This is a genomic window from Dechloromonas denitrificans, from assembly GCF_020510685.1.
In the GTDB taxonomy this organism is placed as follows: Bacteria; Pseudomonadota; Gammaproteobacteria; order Burkholderiales; family Rhodocyclaceae; genus Azonexus; species Azonexus denitrificans_A.
On the sequence record NZ_CP075185.1, the window covers coordinates 86,736 to 107,636 of the forward strand.

Consider the following 20,901-nt stretch of genomic DNA (forward strand, 5'->3'; position numbering starts at 1 on the left):
CTCAGCGCTTGCCGTCGCCCGGCAATGCGTCGTGTTCGGCTCGGCGCCGGGCGATGGCGGCGAGGATGCGGGCCCGGTGGGAATCGTCGGTCCGCGACCAGACGGTGATTTCTTCGATGGTCCGGAAACAGCCGAGACACAGGCCGTTGTCGGCATCCATCCGACAGATGTTGATACAGGGTGAGGGGAGCATTTAGATGAGCATGAACCGGTGTTGCTGATCGCGCACCATCTCAACGGCTTCGAGTGCTTCGTCGCGGCTTATTTTGGCGAGCATGACCAGATGAAGACGCTTGTCGCGGGCAGATAGTTCCGGAAAGTTGAGGGTGTGCACGTCGATATCCTGGCTCGCCTCCTCGCGGACGATGCCCAGGCGGTCAACGGTAACGCTGACCGGGGTGAGGCTGAGCGCCGGTTCCGGCGAACGGAGAAACTCGGCCAGCGAGGCGAGCAACTGTTCAGGCATCAAGGATTCGACATTCTGGCGCAGGCGGGCGTCGAGGTCGGCGAGATGTCGGGTGCGCACTGCGTATTCCGAACCTGGTGTGCTGCCGCGCAGCACCGTCAGGTGGGAGCGCCCGACCGAGACATCGGCGCGCAAGCCTTCGCGCTCCTGGCGCAGCGCCTCGACGTGGGCGCTGAAGGTGCGGAGCAGGCTTTCCAGCGCCTGGCAGCGCAGTTTCTGCAAGGTGACGGCAAGATCGCAGCACGGCGCGATCAGCAGATGGTCGGAAAAGAACAGGACCTGCTGCGGCACATCGTTCTGAATCAGGTCGCCCTGCTGCACCATGCCGAATTGTTTCTTTTGCTGGCGGCGCGCCGCGAACATCGCGTAAAAATGCTCGTTCTCCCAGCAGCCCGGCTCGGCCAGGAAATCCCGTACGGCCTCGCTGCGACCGAGCATCTGGTCGATGTCGCCGGCCGTGGCGAACAGCGCATGGATCAGTGGATCGGTGGCAAAGGCCTGGCGGTTGATCTCGATCGGTCCGGGCAGCGCCGCGACCAGTCCGTCGCAATAGCCCAGCGCGTGCTGTACCGGAAAAGCCAGCTGTTTCTCGAAATTCGGCGCCACCCGGAGTAGCGGATCGACCAGTTCGGCCACCCGTTCGAGCGCCTTGAGGACAGCCGGTTCCGGCCGCGGCGTAGGCTTCAGAAAATCGGCAACAGCGGAAATCAGACTCACACAGTAGCTTTGGCACAAAGTGCCCGGCCAGCCTTGGCGCCGTTCGGGCGATTGAGGGAGGTGGAAATCCATTCCCCGATAGCTGCCAGTTTAGCCAGATCGATGCCGGTTTCAATGCCCAGGCCCTGCAATAAATAAACAACATCCTCGGTCGCCACGTTGCCCGAGGCGCCTTTGGCGTAGGGGCAACCACCCAGACCGGCGATGGAACTGTCGAAAACGGCCATGCCGAGTTGCAGCGAGGCGTGGATGTTGGCAATCGCCATGCCGTAGGTGTCGTGGTAATGGCCGGCCAGCTTTTCGATGGGCACGAGGCGGGCGCAGGCTTCGATCATGCGCTGGATCGAGGCCGGGTTGCCGACGCCGATGGTGTCGCCGAGCGACACTTCATAGCAGCCCATGGCAAACAGCCGGCTGGCGACACTGGCCGCCTGCGCCGGTGCAATGGCCCCTTCGTAGGGACAGCCGACGACGCAGGAAACATAGCCGCGGACCGGGATTTCCAGCGCGCTGGCGGCCGAAACGATGGGTTCGAAGCGTTTCAGGCTCTCGGCAATCGAGCAATTGATGTTTTTTTGCGAGAAAGACTCGGAAGCGGCGCCAAAAATAGCCACTTCCGTGGCTCCCGCCTGCACCGCCGCATCGAAACCCTGCAAATTCGGCGTCAAGACCGGGTACGCCGTCGCCGGGTGGCGTTTGATGCCCTGCATGACTGCCGTGTTGTCGCCCATCTGCGGCACCCACTTCGGCGAGACGAAAGAGGTCGCCTCGATGACGCGCAGGCCGGCCTCGGCCAGACGTTCGATCAGTTCGATCTTGATCGCTGTCGGCACGACCTGCTTTTCATTCTGCAAGCCGTCGCGCGGGCCGACTTCGACAATTTTTACCTGGCTGGGAAGGGACATGGACTGACCTCGTAGGGATTACTGGCTTTCGAACTCGACCAGCGCTGCGCCGTCGCTGACCTGCTCGCCGGCGGCATAGCAGAAGGCTTTGACGGTGCCGGCGGCGGGGGCGGTGATGGTGTGTTCCATTTTCATCGCTTCGAGGATGAGCAGCGGCGTGCCTTTGTCGACCTTCTGGCCGGGTTGGGCGAGCAGGGCGACGACCTTGCCGGGCATCGGCGCGGTCAGTCCGCCGCCGTGGCTGTCGCCGGCGTCGACACGATGCAGCGGGTCATCGCGGAGAAGTGAGTACGTGCTCCCGTTCAAGAACAGGCTGCGCTTGTCGTCGGCGGCGACGACGCTGGCCATCAAGCGGCGGTCGTCGAGTTCGACGGCAAAGCGGTCGCCGTCCAGCTTCTTGCCGCGGGCCAGGGTCGTTATGCCGGCGATGGTGATTTCCCAGTGATCGCGCCGGTAGCGGACGTGCGCATCGATCAGCGCTTCGCCATCTTCCCCCAAGGGGACTTCCTGCGCCGCGAAGCAAGTCCCCTTGGGGGCGGGGGCGCGGAAGCTGATGGTGCGGGCCGACGACAGGTTCATCCGCCAGCCGTCGCGGGCGTGCCAGGGCGACCAGGGGTCGCCGCTGGCCTTCGCCGCCTGTTTGGCGGCATGCTGTTCCCAGAGCAGTTCGCCGACCGTCGCGACGAGCAGCGCATCGCGCGGCACGGCCTGAGCGGCCGGGAAGAGGAAGTCTTTCTGCCGTTCGATCAGGCCGGTATCGAGATCGGCACCGGCGAAGGCCGGGCAGGCGACAAGGCGCGACAGGAAGTCGATGTTGGTGGTGACGCCGGCTACCTGGTAGTCGGCCAGGGCTTTCCGCATGCGGGCCAGCGCCGCATCGCGGTGTTCGTCCCAGACAATCAGCTTGGCGATCATCGGGTCGTAGAAGGGGGTGATCTCGTCGCCTTCCTCGACGCCGGTATCGACGCGCACATTGAGGCTTTCGGCCGGCGGCGACAGGCGGATCAGGTGGCCGGTCGAGGGCAGGAAGCCCTTGTTGGCATCTTCGGCATAAATCCGTGCTTCCAGCGCGTGGCCGCGAATCTGCAGCTGTTCCTGGGCGAGCGGCAGCGGCTGGCCGGCGGCAACGCGCAATTGCCATTCGACCAGATCCTGGCCGGTGATCATTTCGGTCACCGGGTGCTCGACCTGCAGGCGGGTGTTCATTTCCATGAAATAGAACGAGCCGTCCTGATTGGCGATGAACTCGACCGTGCCGGCGCCGACATAGCCGACCGCCTGGGCCGCGGCGACGGCCGCTTCGCCCATCTGGCGGCGGCGCTCCGGCGTCATGCCGGGCGCCGGGGCTTCTTCCAGCACCTTCTGGTGGCGGCGCTGCACCGAGCAGTCGCGCTCGAACAGGTAAACGCAATTGCCCTGGCTGTCGGCAAAGACCTGGATTTCGATGTGCCGGGGGCGGGTGATGTACTTCTCGATCAGCACATGCTCGTTGCCGAAGCTGGACGCCGCTTCACGCTTGCACGAGGCGAGCGAATCGGGGAAATCGTCGCTTTTTTCGACCAGCCGCATGCCCTTGCCGCCACCGCCGGCCGCCGCTTTGATCAGGACCGGATAACCGATCTGGTCGGCTTCGCGGTGCAGCAGCTCGGGGCTCTGGTCATCGCCGTGGTAGCCCGGGGTCAGCGGCACGGCGGCCTTGCCCATCAGCTTCTTGGCTTCCGATTTCGAGCCCATGGCGCGGATCGCCGAAGCCGGCGGGCCGATGAAGGTGATGCCGCTGGCGGCGCAGGCCTCGGCAAAGTCGGCATTTTCGGAAAGAAAACCGTAGCCGGGATGGACGGCCTGGGCGCCGGTGCGCTTGGCGGCGTCGAGAATCTTGTCGGCGACCAGATAGGACTCGCGAGCCGCGGCCGGGCCGAGCAGCACCGCCTCGTCGGCCAGCCGGACATGGCGGGCGTTGGCGTCGGCTGCGGAATAGACGGCGACGGTGCGGATGCCCATGCGGCGGGCCGTCTTGATCACCCGGCAGGCGATTTCGCCACGGTTGGCAATCAGAATTTTGTTGAACATGGTCTATTCCCCAATCCAGGCGGGCGGGCGTTTGTCGAGGAAGGCGGCGATCCCGTCGCGGGCTTCCGGCGTCGCCCGCAGGTGAGCGATGCGGTGGGCGGTGTCTTCGACCAGCGTGTGGTTGATCGGCTGGTTATCGACGGCGCGGATCAGGTCCTTGGCCGCGGCCTGGGCGAGCGGCCCGCCGAGAATCAGGGCGGCGACGATTTCCTGCACCTTGGCGTCGAGTTGCTCCGGTTCGACCATTTCGTGGACCAGTCCGAGCTCGCGGGCGCGGGCGGCGTTGATCCGTTCGGCCGACTGGAAGTAGCGGTAGGCCTGGCGGGCACCGATGGCGCGCACAACATAAGGGCTGATGGCCGACGGGATGATGCCGAACTTGACTTCCGAGGTGGCGAAGAAGGCCTTGCTCGACGCGACGGCGATATCGCAGGCGGCGGTCAGGCCAGTGCCGCCACCCAGGGCGGCGCCCTGGACGCGGGCGATGGTCGGCTTCTTCATCTCGGCCAGCGTGCGCAGCATGCCGGCCAGGCCGCGTGCGTCGTTGAGGTTGTCGTCGAGGCCGTTGTTGGCGGCGCGCTTCATCCAATTAAGGTCGGCGCCGGCCGAGAAGCTCTTGCCGCGACCGGCGAGCACGACGACGCGGACGTCGGGGTCAGCGTCGAGGGCGATGCAGGCGGCGGTCAGTTCGGCGATCAGCGTTTCGTCAAAGGCGTTGTGCATGTCCGGACGGTTCATCCAGATCGTTGCGACCTTGCCCGAGAGTTCGATTTCCAGTGTGGTAAACATGTCTATTCCTTACATTCGGAAGATGCCGAACTTGGTTTCTTCGGCCGGGGCGTTCATTGCGGCGGACAGGCCGAGACCGAGCACGCGGCGGGTATCGGCCGGGTCGATGATGCCGTCGTCCCACAGGCGGGCGCTGGCGTAGTAGGGGTGGCCCTGGGTTTCGTACTGCTCGCGGATCGGCGCCTTGAAGGCGGTTTCCTCCTCTGCGCTCCAGGTCTTGCCGGCCGCCTCGATGCCGTCGCGCTTGACGGTGGCCAGCACGCCGGCCGCCTGGTCGCCGCCCATCACCGAAATTCGGGCATTCGGCCACATCCACAGGAAGCGCGGCGAGTAGGCCCGGCCGCACATGCCGTAATTGCCGGCGCCGAACGAGCCGCCGATGACCACGGTGAATTTTGGCACCTTGGCGGTCGCCACTGCGGTGACCATCTTGGCGCCGTCGCGGGCGATGCCGCCGTTTTCATACTTGCGGCCGACCATGAAGCCGGTGATGTTCTGCAGGAAAACCAGCGGAATGCCGCGCTGGGCGCACAGTTCGATGAAATGGGCGCCTTTCAGGGCCGATTCGCTGAACAGGATGCCGTTGTTGGCGACGATACCGACCGGGTAGCCGTAAATCCGGGCAAAGCCGCAGACCAGTGTGGTGCCGTAGCGCGCCTTGAATTCGTCGAAATCCGAGTCATCCACGACGCGGGCGATGATTTCACGGACATCGAAGGGTTTCTTGCTGTCGGTCGGAATGACGCCGTACAGCTCCTGGGTCGGGTAGCGCGGCTCGCTGGGGGCGGTCAAGGTGACCGGCGGCGCCTTCTGCCAGTTCAGATCCTTGACGATGCGTCGGGCAATGGCCAGCGCATGCGCGTCGTTCTCGGCCAGATGATCGACGACGCCGGAAACGCGGGTATGCACGTCGGCCCCGCCGAGGTCTTCGGCGGTCACCACCTCGCCGGTCGCCGCCTTGACCAGCGGCGGGCCGCCCAGGAAGATCGTGCCCTGGTTCTTGACGATGATCGACTCGTCGCACATTGCTGGCACGTAGGCGCCGCCGGCCGTGCATGAGCCCATCACGGCGGCGATCTGCGGAATGCCCTGGGCCGACAGGTTGGCCTGGTTGAAGAAAATGCGACCGAAGTGTTCCTTGTCCGGAAAGACCTCGTCCTGCATCGGCAAAAAGGCGCCGCCGGAATCGACTAGATAGACGCAGGGCAGCCGGTTTTCCAGGGCGATTTCCTGGGCCCGCAGGTGTTTCTTGACGGTCAGCGGGTAGTAGGTGCCGCCCTTCACCGTGGCGTCGTTGGCGACGATCATGCATTCGACGCCATGCACCCGGCCGATGCCGGCAATCACCGAAGCGGCCGGCACATCGCCGCCGTACATGCCATAGGCGGCGAACTGGCCGATTTCAAGGAATGGCGTGCCGGGATCGAGCAGGCCGCTGACCCGTTCGCGCGGCAACAGCTTGCCCCGCGCCAGGTGTTTCTGGCGGGCGGCTTCCGGGCCGCCGAGCGCGATCTTTTCGACTTTTTCGTGCAAGTCGGCAACCACGCTATCCATCGCTGCCGCATTGGCCTGAAAGTCGGCCGAGCGCGGGTTGAGTTGGGTTTTTAGTACAGTCATGTCTCCTCTTTTCTAGTAGTTGGCCGTTAGTCTTTAGTTATTAGCCAAACCGCGCTTTTGCTAATGACCAACAACTCATAACTCATAACTGCTTTTCAGCCACTTGCTGACCGGCTCTGGCCGGTAGCTCGCCATCTGGTCGAGCAGGCGCCCGATGTCGGTGTCGGCCAGTGCCATCGCCCGGTTCTGCTCGCGCAGGAAACCTTCGCCGACGGCATGGTCGAACAGTGCGAGCAGCGGGTCGTAAAAGCCATTGACGTTGAGCAGGCCCATCGGTTTCACGTGGAACCCGAGCTGGCCCCAGGTCAGGATTTCGCAGAATTCCTCGAATGTCCCGAAACCGCCGGGCAGGGCGATGAAGCCGTCGGCCAGTTCGGCCATCCGCGCCTTGCGGGTATGCATCGAATCGACTACTTCGAGGCGGGTCAGCGCCCGGTGCTCGACATGGCGACCGGCCACTTCCTTGCCCATCAGCGCTTCCGGAATGACGCCGATGGCCGCGCCGCCGGCCGCCAGGCAGGCATCGGCGACGGCACCCATGAGGCCGACATTGCCGCCGCCATAGACCAGTTCGATGCCGCGCGCCGCGAGCAGCCGGCCGAGCTTTTCAGCCTCGCTACGGTATAGCGGGTTGTGGCCGGGGTTGGAGCCGCAGAAGACGCAGATTCGTTGCATGTCGGTCTCAGAAGCCACCGCTGGCCAGCCATTGCTCGATCTGCGGCAGGCGGTCGGCGCCAAAGAAAGCTTCGCCGTCGATGATCACGTGCGGCGAGCCGAAGACGCCGATGGCCAATGCCTTGTCGCATTCATCCTTGAGGCGGGCCTTGATTTCCGGGCTTTGCAGCGCAGAACCCAGTTCGCCACGGTCGATGCCCAGACCGGCAGCGATGTCGAGCACGGTGTCGGGCGAGGAAATGTCGCGGTCGTCGACGAAGAAGGCGCGGTAGACGGCATGGGCAAATTGCCGGGCCAGTCCGCAGTCCTGGCCGTGCAGCCAGTAATAGGCGCGGGCGGCATTCTGCGTCGGCAGCGGGAAGCGGCTCGGCGGGTTGTAGGGGATTTCCATGAAGCGGGCGGAGCGGTGGAAATCCCGCTCAATGTATTTGCCCTTGCTGCTCACCCCATCGGCCGGCGGCCGCGAGCCGACGGCCTGGAAAATGACGCCGAGCAGGACCGGGTGCCATCTGACCTTGCGGCCATGCCGGGCGGCGAGGGCATCGATCTTCTCGCTCATCAGGTAGCCGTAGGGGCTGGAAAAATCGAAGTAGAACTCGATGGGCGCGGTGCCGGAATCAGGCATGGTTTGTCTCCTCGTTGGGGCGGTCGCGGGCATTTTTTGTTTTTTGCCCGTCGACCGCGGTAGTGCGGTTTATTCGGCGGCGATGCTGCGCCCGATGACCAGTCGCTGGATGTCGTTCGCCCCTTCGTAGATCTGGCAGATGCGCACGTCGCGGTAGATCCGCTCGACCGGGAAATCGCTGGTGTAACCGACGCCGCCGTGGATCTGGATGGCGTCCGAAGCAATCTTCTCGGCGGCTTCGGAGGCGAACATCTTGGCCATCGAGGCTTCCTTCAGGCAGGGCTTGCCGGCATCCTTCAACTGGGCGGCGCGCCAGACCATCAGGCGGGCGGCGTCGAGCAGGGTGTTCATGTCGGCCAGTTTGAAGTTGACCGCCTGGTGGTCGATGATCGGCACGCCGAAGGTGACGCGTTCCTTGGCGTAGCGGATGGCGGCTTCGAAAGCGGCGCGGGCCATGCCGATGCTCTGGGCGGCGATGCCGATGCGGCCGGCTTCGAGGTTGGAGAGGGCGATCTTGTAGCCTTCGCCTTCCTTGCCGAGCAGGGCCGAGGCCGGCACACGGCAGTTTTCCAGGATGATCTGCACGGTATCGGAGGCGTGCTGGCCCATCTTGTCTTCGGTACGGCCGACGATGAAGCCCGGCGTCGCGGTCGGGATCAGGAAGCAGGAAATGCCCTTCTTGCCCGCCGCCTTGTCGGTGACGGCAAAGACGATGGCCATGTGGGCATGCTTGCCGGTGGTGATGAATTGCTTGACGCCGTTCAGCACGAAATGGTCGCCGTCACGGTCGGCCTTGGTGGTGATGGCGGCGGCGTCGGAACCGGTGTGCGGTTCGGTCAGGCAGAAGCAACCGAGTTTCGCGCCGCGGGCGAGCGGCTTCAGCCATTCTTCCTTCTGCGCGTCGGTGCCGTATTTCATCGTGATGCCGCAGGCCAGCGAGTTCTGTACCGAGACGATGGTCGACGTGGCGCCGTCGCCGGCAGCGATTTCTTCCAGGGTCAGGACCAGCGACATGTAGTCCATGCCGGCACCGTCCCATTCCTCGGGCACGACCATGCCCATGGCGCCGAGTTCGCCGAGTTCCTTCAGCGCTTCGGCCGGGAAGGTGTGGTTCTTGTCCCAGTCGGCGGCGAAGGGGGCGAGGCGCTCCTGCGCGAAACTGCGCATCGAGTCGCGGATCATTTCCTGTTCTTGCGTGAGAATCATGCTGTTTCCTTGCTGTAGCTTGTTAGCCAGACCCCGGCGATGACCAGCAGGCCACCGGCCAGCACGGCCAGGCCGAGGTGTTCATTGAGTAGTACCGCCGCTTGCAACACGGCAAAGACCGGTACCAGATTGACGAAGATCGAAGCCCGCGCCGCCCCCAGCTGTTTGACGCCATCGGCGAACCAGGTGAAGGCGAGGGCGGTGCCGCCGATGGCGAGAAAAAGGACGCTGGTCCATACCCGCCACGACCACTCGGCCAATTCGTTGCCGCCCTGCAGCAGCGCCGTGACGCCGAGCAGCAGCGCCCCGAGCAGGCTGGCCCACAAGGTCGCGGCGAGCGGCGACAAGGTTTTTGTCGCACGGCGACCGATGAAGGTGTAGGCCGTCCAGCACAGCGCGCAGCCGAGAATCAGCCACTCGCCGGTGCCGACCGCGCCCTGCAGCAGGGCCAGCGGATCGCCGTTACCGACCACGGTCAGGCAGCCGGCCATGGCGACGATGACACCGGCCAGCTTGCGCGGCGTCATCCTTTCCTGGCCGAGAAACCAGGCGGCCAGTGCGACAAGGACCGGGTTGAGGGCGACGACCAGCGCGCCGCGTCCGGCGGTGATGTATTTCAGGCCGTAGAAGAAGCACAGGGCGTAGATGAAAATCCCCGTGACGGCCAGGCCGGTGACGATGCCCCATTCGCTGCCGGTCTGTGGCCGCGGGATGCGGCCTTCGCTGGCCAGCGCAACGCCGGCCAGGACCAGCCCAGCGAGCAGGAAGCGGAAAGCCGGCACGGCCAGCGGCGCAGTCAGTTCCTGCGCCACGACCCGCCCGGCAATCCAGGTTCCACCCCACATGAACATGGTCGCGATCAGCTTGAAATAGGTAATCGACCCGGCCCGCTGCGGCACTTACAGCAGTTCCACCGCCAGCGCCGTCGCTTCGCCGCCGCCGATGCACAGCGAGGCAACGCCGCGCTTCAGGCCGTACTTCTTCAGCGCGCCGAGCAGCGTGACGACGATGCGGGCGCCGGAGGCGCCGATCGGGTGGCCGAGCGCACAGGCGCCGCCGTGGATGTTGACCTTGGCCGGATCGAGCTTGAGGTCGTGCAGCGCGGCCATGGTGACGACGGCGAAGGCTTCGTTGATTTCATACAGATCGACGCTTTCGGCCGTCCATCCGGTCTTGGCGAACAGCTTCTGCATGGCGCCGACCGGGGCGCTCGGGAACAGCGCCGGCACGCCGGCATTGGTGGTGTGACCGACGATGCGGGCGAGCGGCTGCAGTCCGAGCTTGGCGGCTTGCGAGGCGCGCATCAGGACCAGGGCGGCGGCGCCGTCGGAAATCGACGAGGAGTTGGCGGCGGTGACCGTGCCATCCTTCCGGAAAGCCGGCTTCAACGTTGGAATTTTTTCGACATTGACGGCAAACGGGCCTTCATCCTTGTCGACGACGACATCGCCCTTGCGACCGGCGACGGTGACCGGGGCAATTTCCCAGGCGAAGGAACCGTTGTTGCTGGCTTCGATCGCGCGAGTCGTCGAACGGACGGCGAACTCGTCCTGTGCTTCACGGGTGAAACCGTAAGTGGTCGCACACTCTTCGGCAAAAGTGCCCATCAGGCGGCCGCGCGTTTCCTTGCCGTAGGAGTCTTCCAGACCGTCGAGGAACATGTGGTCCATCAACTGGCCGTGACCGAGACGATAGCCGCCGCGCGCCTTGGGCAGCAGGTAGGGGGCGTTGGTCATCGACTCCATGCCGCCGACTACGGCGACGTTGTACGAACCGGCGAGGATGCCGTCGTGGCCGAGCATGGTGGCTTTCATCGCCGAGCCGCAGACCTTGTGGATGGTGGCGCAGCCGGCGGTGATCGGCAGGCCGGCCTGCAGCGCCGCCTGGCGGGCCGGGGCCTGGCCCTGGCCGGCTTGCAGCACGCAGCCCATCAGCACTTCTTCGACCAGGTTGGCGTCGAGGCCGGCGCGCTCGACCGCCGCCTTGATGGCGACGGCGCCGAGGTTGGCGGCGGTCAGGCTGGCAAAGCCGCCCTGGAAGGCGCCCATCGCGGTACGGGCGGCGGAAACGATAACGATCGGATCATTCATGCTGTTTTCTCCTGCGTGCTTGTTATGAAATCAGACTTCCAACGCCTTCAGGGCGGCGTCGTAACGGGTAAGTAAATCTTCCGGGCAATCGATGGTGATGCCGAGGTCGTGCACCAGGCCGTCCTTCAGGCCGTAGACCCAGCCGTGGATGGTCAGCTTCTGGCCGCGCATCCAGGCATCCTTGACGACCGGCGTGTGGCACAGGTTCACCACCTGTTCGAGAACGTTCAGCTCGCACAGCCGGTCGTGCCGTTCGCCCTCGGGCAGGGCATTGAGGTGGGCGAGATGCTTGTTGTGCACTTCGGTGACGTTGTGCAGCCAGAAATCGACGATCCCGACGCGGTCGCGGCGCAGTGCGGCCCCGACGCCGCCGCAGCCGTAGTGGCCGACGACCATGATGTGCTTGACCTTCAGGACATCGACGGCGTACTGGATCACCGACAGGCAGTTCATGTCGGTATGCATCACCAGATTGGCGACGTTGCGATGGACGAAGACCTCGCCCGGCAGCAGGCCGACGATCTGGTTGGCCGGCACCCGCGAATCGGAGCAGCCGATCCACAGGAATTCCGGGGCCTGCAACTCGGCCAGCTTCTTGAAATAGGTCGGGTCGACTTCACGCATCTGGCTCGCCCAGGCGCGGTTGAAGTCGAACAGGTGGGAGAGGTTCTCGCTGCGGATTTCCTCTTCCGACCAGTTGTCGAGGTCGAGGGCGAGGAACATCGTGCCTTCGACCGGCGTCTGGTAATAGTTAGGCGCTTCGGTGAAACCGAGTTCGCGGTAGAGTTTTACCGCCATCCGCATGTTGGGTAGGGTGTCGATCATCAGCTTGCGATAGCCGATTTCCTTGGCCGCCTTGATCGCCGCCAGCGCCAACTTGGCCCCGACGCCGTGGCCGCGTTCCTCGGGCGTCACATAAAGACGCTTCATTTCGCAGACGCCATCGCTGCCCGGTAGCGGGCGGACGCCGACGCAGCCGGCCGGGCGGCCCTCGACTTCGGCGAAAAATAGCCTGCCCTGCGGTGCGACGTAGGCACCGGGCAGCGAGGCCATTTCCTGATCGAAGTTCTGATAGGACAGGTCGACGCCGAGCCAGGCCGCGTAGTTGCGGAAGAACTGGCGGACGTCCTCGAGGGCGTCGGTATCGTTGGCGGTGAGAGTGCGCAGGGTGGCGGGCATGCTGTTCGGCTCCATGTAGCGGCGCCCCGTTCCGGGGACGCCGGCGGGAGCTTGTTAGGCGGTTTCGGCGAAAAGTTCGCGACCGATCAGCATTCTACGGATTTCGGAGGTGCCTGCCCCGATCTCGTAAAGCTTCGCATCGCGCCACAAACGGCCGGTCGGGTACTCGTTGGTATAGCCGACGCCGCCCAGTGTCTGAATCGCCTCGCCAGCCATCCAGGTAGCCTTTTCGGCCGAATAAAGGATGGCGCCGGCGGCGTCCTTGCGCAGCGTGCGCGAATGGTCGGTCGTGTCGCAGGCCCGGCCGACGGCATAGACATAGGCGCGGGTGGCCTGCCAGGTCGAATAGAGATCGGCGACCTTGCCCTGCATCAGCTGGAATTCGCCGATCGCCTGGCCGAACTGCTTGCGTTCATGGACGAAGGGCACGACAACGTCCATGCACGCCGCCATGATGCCGAGCGGGCCGCCGCATAGCACGGCGCGTTCGTAGTCGAGGCCGGACATCAGGACCTTGGTGCCGTTGCCGATGCCGCCGAGGACGTTTTCTTCCGGCACTTCACAATCGTCGAAGAACAGCGGGAAAGTGTTGGAGCCGCGCATCCCCAGTTTGTCGAGGTGGCTGCCGTGGGTAAAACCTTGCATGCCCTTCTCGACAATGAAAGCGGTCATTCCCTTGGCCCCGGCGGTCGGGTCGGTCTTGGCGTAGACCACCAGGGTGTCGGCGTCGCCGCCGTTGGTGATCCACATCTTGGAACCGTTCAGCACGTAACGGTCGCCTTTTTTCTCGGCTTTCAATTTCATCGACACGACGTCGGAGCCGGCGTTTGGCTCGGACATCGCCAGTGCGCCGACATGCTCGCCCGAAATCAGCTTGGGCAGATATTTCTGGCGCTGCGCGGCGCTGCCGTTGCGGCGAATCTGGTTGACGCACAGATTCGAGTGGGCGCCATAGGACAGGCCGACCGACGCCGAGGCGCGGGAGATTTCCTCGAGCGCGACGATATGGGCCAGATAACCCATGTTGGTGCCGCCGTACTCCTCGCCGGCGGTCATGCCGAGCAGGCCCATGTCGCCGAATTTCTTCCACAGATCGGCCGGGAATTCATTTGCGCGGTCGATTTCCGCGGCGCGCGGCGCGATTTCGGCGTCGGCGAAGGCTTTCACCGCATCGCGCAGCATATTGATGTCTTCGCCGAGGGCGAAGTCGAGGCTGGGAATGTTCATGGGTTTGTCTCCGTTCTAGGTTTGTTTTTCAATCCCCAATGGGGATTGGATATTCCGGGCATGGCGTGATTGTATTTACGTTGACGTTAACGTCAACTGATTGCCCAAGTTTTTATGCGGCATCCCGGCGAGCCAACTCCAATTGGCACTGCTCTTCGAACTGGGCAATTTCGGCCAGCATGGCTTCGATATCCTCGCGCTGCTGTTCCAGGGCCTCCCGCCGTTTCGACATGACGCGCAGACATTCCATCAGCTGTGGCGTCTCGTCCTCGGTCGAGTTGTACATGCCGATCAGGTCCTTGATCTCGGCCAGCGACAGACCGAGCCGTTTACCGCGCAGGGCCATCTTCAGCCGCGCCCGGTCGCGCCGGGTGAATACCCGCTTACTGCCCTCGCGGTGCGGCGCCAGAATGCCCTGATCTTCCCAGAAACGAATGGTGCGCGGCGTGATGCCGAACTCGCGGGCGAGGTCGGAAATGGCGAAGATGATGGCCGGCTGGTTCACTTGGCTGTCCTTGAAGAAGTCGGCCAAGTAAATCAGAAGAAAGAGGTTTTTTCAATCCGCTACCGTATGGTAATTTGCAGTTCCCGATTCCCGAGTTTGGCCATGTCCCTGCACTACCCGCACGCTGTTCCGCCGTCTGCCGGCGAGTTGATCGAGGTCGCTCGCGGTGTCTTCTGGTTGCGCATGCCGCTGCCGTTTCAGCTCAATCACATCAACCTCTGGCTGCTGCGCGATGGCGATGGGTGGACGATAGTCGATACCGGTTTTCCCGATGACGCGGTGCGGGCGACCTGGCAGCAGATCATCGAACGGCTCGACGGGCCGGTGAAACGCTTGATCGTGACCCACTTCCACCCCGACCACCTTGGTCTGGCGACCTGGTTGATGGAACTGACCGGTGCACCGCTGTGGATGACCAGCGGCGAATTTCTCACTGCTCATGTCGTCTGGCACGAGGTCGCCGGACACGGCGCGCGTTTCATGGTCGAGCAGTTCCGTCAGCACGGGCTGGATACCGATCACCTGGCCAAATTCGAGAAACGCGGTTCGGGCTATCGCAAGGCCGTGCCGGCCTTGCCCGAGTACTATCACCGGCTGAAGGCCGGCGATGTGGCGACCGTCGATGGCAAGGAGTGGCAGATTCTGATTGGCCACGGGCATGCCCCGGAGCATATGGCGCTTTACTGCGCGGAACTTGACGTGTTAATTTCAGGTGACATGCTATTGCCAAAAATTTCCACTAATATCAGTGTGTTCGCGGCAACGCCAGATGCAAACGCCTTGTCGTGGTTTCTCGATTCGCTGGATGAACTGGCTGGTCAAATGCCAGCCAATACCTTGGTGTTACCGTCGCACGGACTGCCGTTTTTTGGCGTACAGCCCCGGGTGGCGGCTTTGCGCGCGCACCATGAAGAACGTCTGCGCGCTCTGGAGATCAGTTGTGAACATGCGCCGAAGAGCGCAGCCGAGTTGCTTGATGTCCTTTTTCAGCGGGCGCTCGATACGCACCAAACGATGTTTGCGATGGGCGAAGCAATTGCTCATCTGAATTACCTTGAACAAGCCGGACGGTTGTCGCGCAGCACAGGCTCCGACGGTGTAATTCGATTCTTGCGGTTGCAGCATCAACCTACCGCGCACTGACAGAGGGAGTTTCAAGTATGTCGCAGCAATCCGAAGAACAGGGCCTGAACCAGCCCAATCCGGCTGAAATAGCCAAAACCTATGCCGAGGTCGCCCAGCGCGCTTCGCGCCTGATCACCCAGTTCATGGAAAAGAAGGCCAAGGACGGCGTCAGTGCCCCGACTGACGAACTTGGCGTCGCCAAGGCCTTCATGGACCTCTCGTCGCGTCTGATGGCCAATCCGTACAAGATGGCGCAGACCCAGATGAACATGATGTGGGACTACTTCTCGCTGTGGCAAAACACCTCGATGAAGATGCTCGGGATGCCGGTACATAATCCGGTGGCGACGCCCAGCAAGGGCGACAAGCGGTTCAAGGATGAAGAATGGGAGCAGCATTTCCTGTTCGATTTCGTCAAGCAGTCCTATTTGATCACGGCCCGTCATCTGCATGACACGGTGGCCGGCACCGACGGTCTGGACGAAGCAACCCAGCAGAAGGTCAACTTCTTTACCCGCCAGTACATCGACGCGTTGTCGCCGTCCAACTTCGCGCTGACCAATCCGGAAGTTTTCCGCGAAACGGTCAAGAGCCATGGCCAGAATCTGATCAAGGGTCTGAACAACCTGTTGCATGACGTCGAGTCCGGCGATGGCCAGCTGCGCATCCGGATGACCGACACCTCGGCCTTCGAAATGGGCAAGAATGTCGCGACGACGCCGGGCAAGGTGATTTTCCAGAACGAACTGTTCCAGCTCATCCAGTACAACCCGAGCACGCCGGAACAGAACAAGAAGCCGCTGCTGATCGTGCCGCCCTGGATCAACAAGTACTATGTGCTCGATCTGCGCGAAAAGAACTCCCTGGTCAAATGGGCGACCGATCAAGGGCACACCACCTTCATCATTTCCTGGGTGAATCCCGACGAGCGGCTGGCCAAGAAGTCGTTTGAAGACTACATGCTCGACGGCTCACTCGAGGCCATCAACCAGGTTTGCGCCCAGACCGGCGAAGACAGCATCAACGTCGCCGCCTACTGCATTGGCGGCACCCTGCTGATGTCCACGCTGGCCTACATGACCGCCAAGAAGGACAAGCGCGTCAGTTCCGCCACCTTCTTCACCACCATGCTCGACTTCTCCGAGCCGGGCGAACTCTCGGTCTTCCTCGACGAAGGCGCCATCGAAGGCCTGGAGAAGAAGATGAGCCAGCGCGGCTTCCTCGAAGGTTCGGAAATGGCCGGCACCTTCAACATGCTGCGTGCCAACGACCTGATCTGGTCCTTTGTGGTCAATAACTACCTGATGGGCAAGGATCCGTTCCCGTTCGACCTGCTCTACTGGAATTCCGATTCGACGCGCATGCCGGCCGCGATGCACAGCTTCTACCTGCGCAACATGTATCTCGAGAACAAGCTGGTCGAGCCGGGCGGCATTACGCTGGGCGGCGTCAAGATCGACATCAGCAAGGTCAAGACCCCGTGCTACTTCATCTCGACCATCGAAGACCACATTGCCCCGTGGAAGAGCACCTACATGGGGGCGCGTCTGCCCTCCGGCCCGACCAAGTTCGTCCTGGGTGGCTCCGGCCACATCGCCGGCATCGTCAATCCGCCGGCCGCCAACAAGTACGGCTTCTGGACCAATGAGGCGACCGACGGCAATCTGCCGGCCAGTCCGGAAGATTTCCTGGCTGGCGCGACCCAGAACGCCGGTTCGTGGTGGACGCACTGGGACAAGTGGGTGACCAGCCTGCCGGGCGGCGCGGCCAAGGTCAAGGCCCGCAAGCCGGAAGACGGCACGCTGAAGGTCATCGAAGAGGCGCCGGGCAGCTATGTCAAGTTCCGTCTGGATACCCAGAAGAACGACTGAACAGGCTTGTTCGCCTGAAACGATGAAGACGGGAGGCTGCGGCCTCCCGTTTTTTCGAACTCGATTTGAGCCAGGGTGTCTGACCGGTAACATCCCTGAGGAGAACGATCATGCTTTCCGAGTTCCCTGTGGTTACCGTACACATTCCGCCCATCTTGCGTCAGTTTGCCGATGGGCATGAAGAGGTCATGGCCAGCGGCGAAACGGTCGGCGACATTCTGCAGGCGATCGGTCGCGAATATCCGGCTTTCCATTCGCGCTTGATCGGGAACGACGGTCGCCTGGCGGCCGGCTTGAACGTCTATCTTGGGTCGACCAGCATCGGCCGGTTGCAGGGTTTGGCGACCCCTGTCCTGCAGGAGGAACTGGTCAGCATTGTGCCGACCGGTGAGCTTCCCGCCGGCTTAGCGGCTGGTCAGGGGCAAACGTGGCAGGCTGGGCCACTCGACGGCGTCGAGCATGTTCTTGACGACCAGTCCCAGTTCGGTATCGCCAGTAATCTCCAACTCCCGGTTGAAGAACAGCGTGTCGGGGTCCTCCTGGCGGGCGAGCAATTGCAGGTAGGCGGAGAGGTTTGCGGCAAAGGCGAGGTCGGGCTCGCGGTCGGGGTGGAAAACCGGCCGGAACATGCCATTTCTATAGGTGTATGAAGCCTCGCCGCCGGTATCGTTGATGCGCACCCGGAAGAGCTTGTCTTCGAGCAGGCTCAAGCCGTCTTCCGCCAACAGTTTCATCTTCAGCGCGGCATTCAGCCCGGCGACCAACACGATGACGTGCGGCCATTGCGGTAGGCGCTGACCGAGGCTGGCGACGAAGGTCGGCAGGCGAAATTTCGGGATGGTGAAACTCGGATTCATGGTCATGCTCCCGGTTGGGCGAGGGCTCGCGTGTGGTGCTGGACGATCCCGGCATCACCGAACCAGTAGCCATCGACCAGACCGCTGGCGTTCCAGGATGTGCTGTCGACGCTGACCGGTTCGCCGCGACGGGCGGTATCGAAGGCGCCGATGATGGCATCGATGTGTTGCTTCTGCGGGCTGATCCGGACGATATCGATGCCCATGCCGAGCATCTCGGGAATTTCGTGCAGCAGGTTGTAGCACTGGGCCGACATCGTCTGGATGCCGTTGATGGTCAGGAAATCCTGTCCGTCGCGGGTTTTCAGGGTCAGTCCGTCGGCATGATCGAGGCACTTGAACTGGCAGTCGTCCTTGTTCAGGTCGTAATGCCGGGCGGTAAAGCAGCGGGCCGAGAAGGCGAGCGGGATCTTGCCGAAGACGAAAACCTCGGTTTCGACACCGTCCGCTTTGCTCCGGTGCAGAGTTTCGACCAGCGTCCGGGTCGCTTCCAGCGGCGGCACCCAGCGCTTCAGGCCGTAACGGGCGAAGGTGGCGAGCGTCGTTTCGTTGTAGATGTTGAGGTGCGGGCCGGCGACGAAATCCTGGCCATGTGCCAGATTGACCGCCCCGAGGTCATTGGCTTCGAGCATGCAGCCGGCGTCGTCGATCAGCCGGCGCAGCGCCTTGAGGTCGCTCTCCGATTCGAGTAAGGCCTGGGCCGAGACGACGACCTGTTTGCCGGCGTCGGTCAGGTCGCGGGCCAGGCCGATCCAGTCGGCCGTGCGCAGTTGCTGGCGGCGCGAGCAGACGACCTCGCCGACGTAGATGATGTCGAGAGCCGGGTTCTGCGCCATTTCGGCGTAAAACTCCATGACTTCCGCCTTGGACCAGAAGTAGAGCAGGGGACCTAAAGATAATTTCATCGGGGGTTTCCTCAGCGCCAGGGCCGGTTGTAGGCGCCCAGCGTCGCCTGGCTGCCTTCGGAGACCTTGGCCAGTTCGGCTTGCCAGGCGGGTTTCACGTGGAACCGCTCACTGCCATCGGCCAGCGAATCGAGTGCGGCGCGCAGGGTGCGGGTAACCTGGGTGACGTAGGCCGGGCTGCGTTGGCGGCCCTCGACCTTGATCGCCCGGACGCCGATCTTGATGATTTCCGGAAGGATCGGCAGCACGTTCAGACTGGTCGGTTCTTCCAGTGCGTAATAGGTTTCGCCCTCGACCTCGAAGCGGCCCTTGCACAGGGTCGGGTAACCGGCCGGTTCGTCATCGCCGAAGCGGTCGATCAGGATGCCGTTGAGGCGGGTTTCCATGGCGCCCGGTTTCTTGTCCCACTTGACGTACTTGGCCGGCGAACAGGCCCCGACGGTGTTGGGCGATTCGCCACAGGCGTAGGAGGAAAGCCAGCAGCGGCCTTCGTTCATGACGCACAGGCTGCCGAAACCGAAGACTTCGATTTCCACCGTGGTGTTTTTGATGACGTTCTCGACCTGCGCCAGCGTCAGGACGCGCGGCAGGACGGCGCGCTTGATGGCGAATTCGCGCTGGCAGAAATTGATCGCTTCGTAGCTGGTCGCCGAACCCTGAACGGAAAGGTGCAGGCGTTGCTGCGGATGGCGGTTGCGCGCGTAGTCGAGCAGCCCGACATCGGCCAGGATCAGGGCGTCGACGCCGTGGTCAACCGCCGCGTCGACGGCCTTCTGCCAGTCGGCGACGCGGCCGGCCTGGGGGAAGGTATTGATGGCCAGCAGTACTTCGCGGCCCTTGGCATGGGCGTAACGGATGCCGTCGGCCATACTCTTCGGGTCGAAATTGAGGCCGGCGAAATTGCGGGCGTTGGTATCATTCTTGAAGCCGAGATAGACGGCATCGGCGCCGTTATCTACCGCAGCTTTGAGGGCCGGCAGGCTGCCGGCCGGACAGATGAGATCGGGCAGCGAGCTCATGGGAGATATCCTGAAAGGCAAGCAGGGCAGTATAGCCAGCGACTACGTCAGGCCATTGATCCTGGTCAAACGGAGACGCTGAATTAGCGGCTGACGACCGTCGGCTTGTAACCGAGGGCGGTGCGGATCTTGTCGGCGATCCGGTCGGCATCGTCGCGACTGGCGTAAGGACCGAGCTGCAGGCGATGGATGCTGCCGCCCGGCTGGACGCGCATCGGTTCGGTCAGCCAGTCGAGTTCGCGGGTCAGGTGATTCTTCAGGTTTTCGGCATTGTCGGCATTGGCGAACGCGCCGAGTTGCAGATAGATCCCCGTCTGCTTTGTATTCTGGACGGGCTGCTGCTCAACCGACATGCGCGCCGCCAGACGTTCGATTTCGTCGTTTTCAGCCGTTGCCGTTTTTGCCGGCGGCGTCAGTTGCGCATAGGAGGTCGTGCCCAGTTCGCCGGGGATAACGGCTTCGACCTCGACCTGACCGCTGCCGCCGTTGACCAGCCCGAGTTTGTAAGCGGCGGTATAGGAAAGGTCGATGACGCGGTCGGCATGGAAGGGGCCGCGATCGGTCACGCGCACGACGACGGCCTTGCCGCTCTGGGTATTGGTGACCCGGACATAGGACGGCAGCGCCAGCGTCGGATGCGCGGCGGTCATGGCGAACATGTCGTAAGGCTCGCCGATAGAGGTTTTCTGGCCATGGAATTTCTTGCCATACCAGCTGGCGATGCCGCGCGCTCGGTAGGGCTTGAGCGCGGTATTCGGGACGTATTCCTTGCCGAGAACCACATAGGGTTTGGTGGCCGGTTTGTGCAACGGCTCCCATTTCGGTTCGGCATCCGGAATGTCATCGAGGCCATCCGGGATGTCGTCGGCCGGACCATCGTCCTTGTAGAAGCCGCCACCTTTCTTCAAGGTCACTCCCGGCTTCCGGGTCGGCGTTGGCGTTTTCGACGATGCCGTTTTCTGACCATTCGCCGCGACATCGTCAGGCGTCCTCGGCGAACTGCCGCAACCGGCCAGCAGCAGTAGCCCGATGGCAAAGGGGGTCAGGCGCAAG

20 protein-coding genes are annotated in these 20,901 nt (G+C 63.2%); 2 read left to right on the forward strand and 18 right to left on the reverse strand.

Going from position 1 to position 20,901, the window contains the following annotated elements; translation table 11 throughout:
• Position 1 precedes the first annotated feature (1 nt).
• The 14 genes from KI611_RS00425 to KI611_RS00490 all read right to left on the reverse strand — a co-directional run bounded on the left by KI611_RS00425 (position 2) and on the right by KI611_RS00490 (position 14,071).
• Positions 2-193, reverse strand: coding sequence for a DUF1289 domain-containing protein (locus KI611_RS00425; RefSeq protein ID WP_226417874.1), 192 nt, complete (start codon positions 191-193; stop codon positions 2-4).
• Positions 194-1,183 carry a hypothetical protein gene (locus tag KI611_RS00430; RefSeq protein ID WP_226417875.1) on the reverse strand — a complete coding sequence of 330 codons (990 nt, stop codon included), beginning with the start codon at positions 1,181-1,183 and terminating at the stop codon, positions 194-196.
• Positions 1,180-2,088, reverse strand: coding sequence for a hydroxymethylglutaryl-CoA lyase (locus KI611_RS00435; protein WP_226417876.1), 909 nt, complete (start codon positions 2,086-2,088; stop codon positions 1,180-1,182). The genes KI611_RS00430 and KI611_RS00435 overlap by 4 nt, the downstream gene beginning before the upstream one ends.
• An 18-nt stretch (positions 2,089-2,106) precedes the next feature.
• Positions 2,107-4,158, reverse strand: coding sequence for an acetyl/propionyl/methylcrotonyl-CoA carboxylase subunit alpha (locus KI611_RS00440; protein WP_226417877.1), 2,052 nt, complete (start codon positions 4,156-4,158; stop codon positions 2,107-2,109).
• Between the two features lie 3 nt (positions 4,159-4,161).
• Complete coding sequence (locus tag KI611_RS00445; protein WP_226417878.1) at positions 4,162-4,947, reverse strand: enoyl-CoA hydratase/isomerase family protein; 786 nt, start codon at positions 4,945-4,947, stop codon at positions 4,162-4,164.
• A gap of 9 nt (positions 4,948-4,956) precedes the next feature.
• On the reverse strand, positions 4,957-6,564 hold the full coding sequence (locus tag KI611_RS00450) for a carboxyl transferase domain-containing protein (protein WP_226417879.1): 1,608 nt from the start codon (positions 6,562-6,564) through the stop codon (positions 4,957-4,959).
• 75 nt (positions 6,565-6,639) lie between these two features.
• The gene (locus tag KI611_RS00455; RefSeq protein WP_226417880.1) at positions 6,640-7,239 is read right to left on the reverse strand and encodes a TIGR00730 family Rossman fold protein; all 600 of its coding nucleotides are present in this window, start codon (positions 7,237-7,239) and stop codon (positions 6,640-6,642) included.
• 7 nt (positions 7,240-7,246) lie between these two features.
• Positions 7,247-7,864 carry a 2-hydroxychromene-2-carboxylate isomerase gene (locus KI611_RS00460; protein WP_226417881.1) on the reverse strand — a complete coding sequence of 206 codons (618 nt, stop codon included), beginning with the start codon at positions 7,862-7,864 and terminating at the stop codon, positions 7,247-7,249.
• 69 nt (positions 7,865-7,933) lie between these two features.
• Positions 7,934-9,070 carry an acyl-CoA dehydrogenase gene (locus tag KI611_RS00465; protein WP_226417882.1) on the reverse strand — a complete coding sequence of 379 codons (1,137 nt, stop codon included), beginning with the start codon at positions 9,068-9,070 and terminating at the stop codon, positions 7,934-7,936.
• A complete protein-coding gene (locus KI611_RS00470) occupies positions 9,067-9,969 on the reverse strand; it encodes a DMT family transporter (RefSeq protein WP_226417883.1) in 903 nt (300 codons plus the stop codon). Before KI611_RS00470 ends, KI611_RS00465 begins: the two co-directional genes overlap by 4 nt.
• Positions 9,970-11,160 (reverse strand): acetyl-CoA C-acyltransferase, encoded by a 1,191-nt coding sequence (locus KI611_RS00475; RefSeq protein ID WP_226417884.1) that lies wholly within the window; start codon positions 11,158-11,160, stop codon positions 9,970-9,972.
• A gap of 30 nt (positions 11,161-11,190) precedes the next feature.
• Complete coding sequence (can, locus tag KI611_RS00480; protein WP_226417885.1) at positions 11,191-12,339, reverse strand: carbonate dehydratase; 1,149 nt, start codon at positions 12,337-12,339, stop codon at positions 11,191-11,193.
• Positions 12,340-12,393: 54 nt separating this feature from the next.
• Positions 12,394-13,566: an isovaleryl-CoA dehydrogenase gene (locus KI611_RS00485; protein ID WP_226417886.1), complete on the reverse strand. Its 1,173-nt coding sequence runs from the start codon at positions 13,564-13,566 to the stop codon at positions 12,394-12,396.
• Between the two features lie 112 nt (positions 13,567-13,678).
• Positions 13,679-14,071 carry a MerR family transcriptional regulator gene (locus KI611_RS00490; protein ID WP_226417887.1) on the reverse strand — a complete coding sequence of 131 codons (393 nt, stop codon included), beginning with the start codon at positions 14,069-14,071 and terminating at the stop codon, positions 13,679-13,681.
• Positions 14,072-14,173: 102 nt separating this feature from the next.
• Here KI611_RS00490 and KI611_RS00495 point away from each other — a divergent pair, with 102 nt between their 5' ends.
• Positions 14,174-15,214 carry an MBL fold metallo-hydrolase gene (locus KI611_RS00495; RefSeq protein WP_226417888.1) on the forward strand — a complete coding sequence of 347 codons (1,041 nt, stop codon included), beginning with the start codon at positions 14,174-14,176 and terminating at the stop codon, positions 15,212-15,214.
• A 17-nt stretch (positions 15,215-15,231) separates the two neighbouring features.
• Positions 15,232-17,067, forward strand: coding sequence for a PHA/PHB synthase family protein (locus KI611_RS00500; RefSeq protein ID WP_226417889.1), 1,836 nt, complete (start codon positions 15,232-15,234; stop codon positions 17,065-17,067).
• Between the two features lie 404 nt (positions 17,068-17,471).
• Here the strand turns inward: KI611_RS00500 and ubiT are convergent, their stop codons facing one another.
• The 4 genes from ubiT to KI611_RS00520 all read right to left on the reverse strand — a co-directional run bounded on the left by ubiT (position 17,472) and on the right by KI611_RS00520 (position 20,900).
• Positions 17,472-17,924 carry a ubiquinone anaerobic biosynthesis accessory factor UbiT gene (ubiT, locus tag KI611_RS00505; RefSeq protein ID WP_226417890.1) on the reverse strand — a complete coding sequence of 151 codons (453 nt, stop codon included), beginning with the start codon at positions 17,922-17,924 and terminating at the stop codon, positions 17,472-17,474.
• A 2-nt stretch (positions 17,925-17,926) separates the two neighbouring features.
• Positions 17,927-18,829 (reverse strand): U32 family peptidase, encoded by a 903-nt coding sequence (locus KI611_RS00510; protein ID WP_226417891.1) that lies wholly within the window; start codon positions 18,827-18,829, stop codon positions 17,927-17,929.
• A gap of 11 nt (positions 18,830-18,840) precedes the next feature.
• Positions 18,841-19,848: a ubiquinone anaerobic biosynthesis protein UbiU gene (gene ubiU / locus KI611_RS00515; protein WP_226417892.1), complete on the reverse strand. Its 1,008-nt coding sequence runs from the start codon at positions 19,846-19,848 to the stop codon at positions 18,841-18,843.
• A gap of 83 nt (positions 19,849-19,931) precedes the next feature.
• Positions 19,932-20,900 carry a septal ring lytic transglycosylase RlpA family protein gene (locus tag KI611_RS00520; protein ID WP_413463925.1) on the reverse strand — a complete coding sequence of 323 codons (969 nt, stop codon included), beginning with the start codon at positions 20,898-20,900 and terminating at the stop codon, positions 19,932-19,934.
• Between the last annotated feature and the right edge of the window lies 1 nt (position 20,901).

Bases quoted from the DNA above. Each gene is read 5' to 3' on its own strand.
- KI611_RS00425 (WP_226417874.1), bottom strand. From the start codon at position 193: ATGCTCCCCTCACCCTGTATCAACATCTGTCGGATGGATGCCGACAAC.
- KI611_RS00435 (WP_226417876.1), bottom strand. From the start codon at position 2,088: ATGTCCCTTCCCAGCCAGGTAAAAATTGTCGAAGTCGGCCCGCGCGAC.
- KI611_RS00440 (WP_226417877.1), bottom strand. From the start codon at position 4,158: ATGTTCAACAAAATTCTGATTGCCAACCGTGGCGAAATCGCCTGCCGG.
- KI611_RS00445 (WP_226417878.1), bottom strand. From the start codon at position 4,947: ATGTTTACCACACTGGAAATCGAACTCTCGGGCAAGGTCGCAACGATC.
- KI611_RS00450 (WP_226417879.1), bottom strand. From the start codon at position 6,564: ATGACTGTACTAAAAACCCAACTCAACCCGCGCTCGGCCGACTTTCAG.
- KI611_RS00455 (WP_226417880.1), bottom strand. From the start codon at position 7,239: ATGCAACGAATCTGCGTCTTCTGCGGCTCCAACCCCGGCCACAACCCG.
- KI611_RS00460 (WP_226417881.1), bottom strand. From the start codon at position 7,864: ATGCCTGATTCCGGCACCGCGCCCATCGAGTTCTACTTCGATTTTTCC.
- KI611_RS00465 (WP_226417882.1), bottom strand. From the start codon at position 9,070: ATGATTCTCACGCAAGAACAGGAAATGATCCGCGACTCGATGCGCAGT.
- KI611_RS00475 (WP_226417884.1), bottom strand. From the start codon at position 11,160: ATGAATGATCCGATCGTTATCGTTTCCGCCGCCCGTACCGCGATGGGC.
- can (WP_226417885.1), bottom strand. From the start codon at position 12,339: ATGCCCGCCACCCTGCGCACTCTCACCGCCAACGATACCGACGCCCTC.
- KI611_RS00485 (WP_226417886.1), bottom strand. From the start codon at position 13,566: ATGAACATTCCCAGCCTCGACTTCGCCCTCGGCGAAGACATCAATATG.
- KI611_RS00495 (WP_226417888.1), top strand. From the start codon at position 14,174: ATGTCCCTGCACTACCCGCACGCTGTTCCGCCGTCTGCCGGCGAGTTG.
- KI611_RS00500 (WP_226417889.1), top strand. From the start codon at position 15,232: ATGTCGCAGCAATCCGAAGAACAGGGCCTGAACCAGCCCAATCCGGCT.
- ubiT (WP_226417890.1), bottom strand. From the start codon at position 17,924: ATGAATCCGAGTTTCACCATCCCGAAATTTCGCCTGCCGACCTTCGTC.
- KI611_RS00510 (WP_226417891.1), bottom strand. From the start codon at position 18,829: ATGAAATTATCTTTAGGTCCCCTGCTCTACTTCTGGTCCAAGGCGGAA.
- ubiU (WP_226417892.1), bottom strand. From the start codon at position 19,848: ATGAGCTCGCTGCCCGATCTCATCTGTCCGGCCGGCAGCCTGCCGGCC.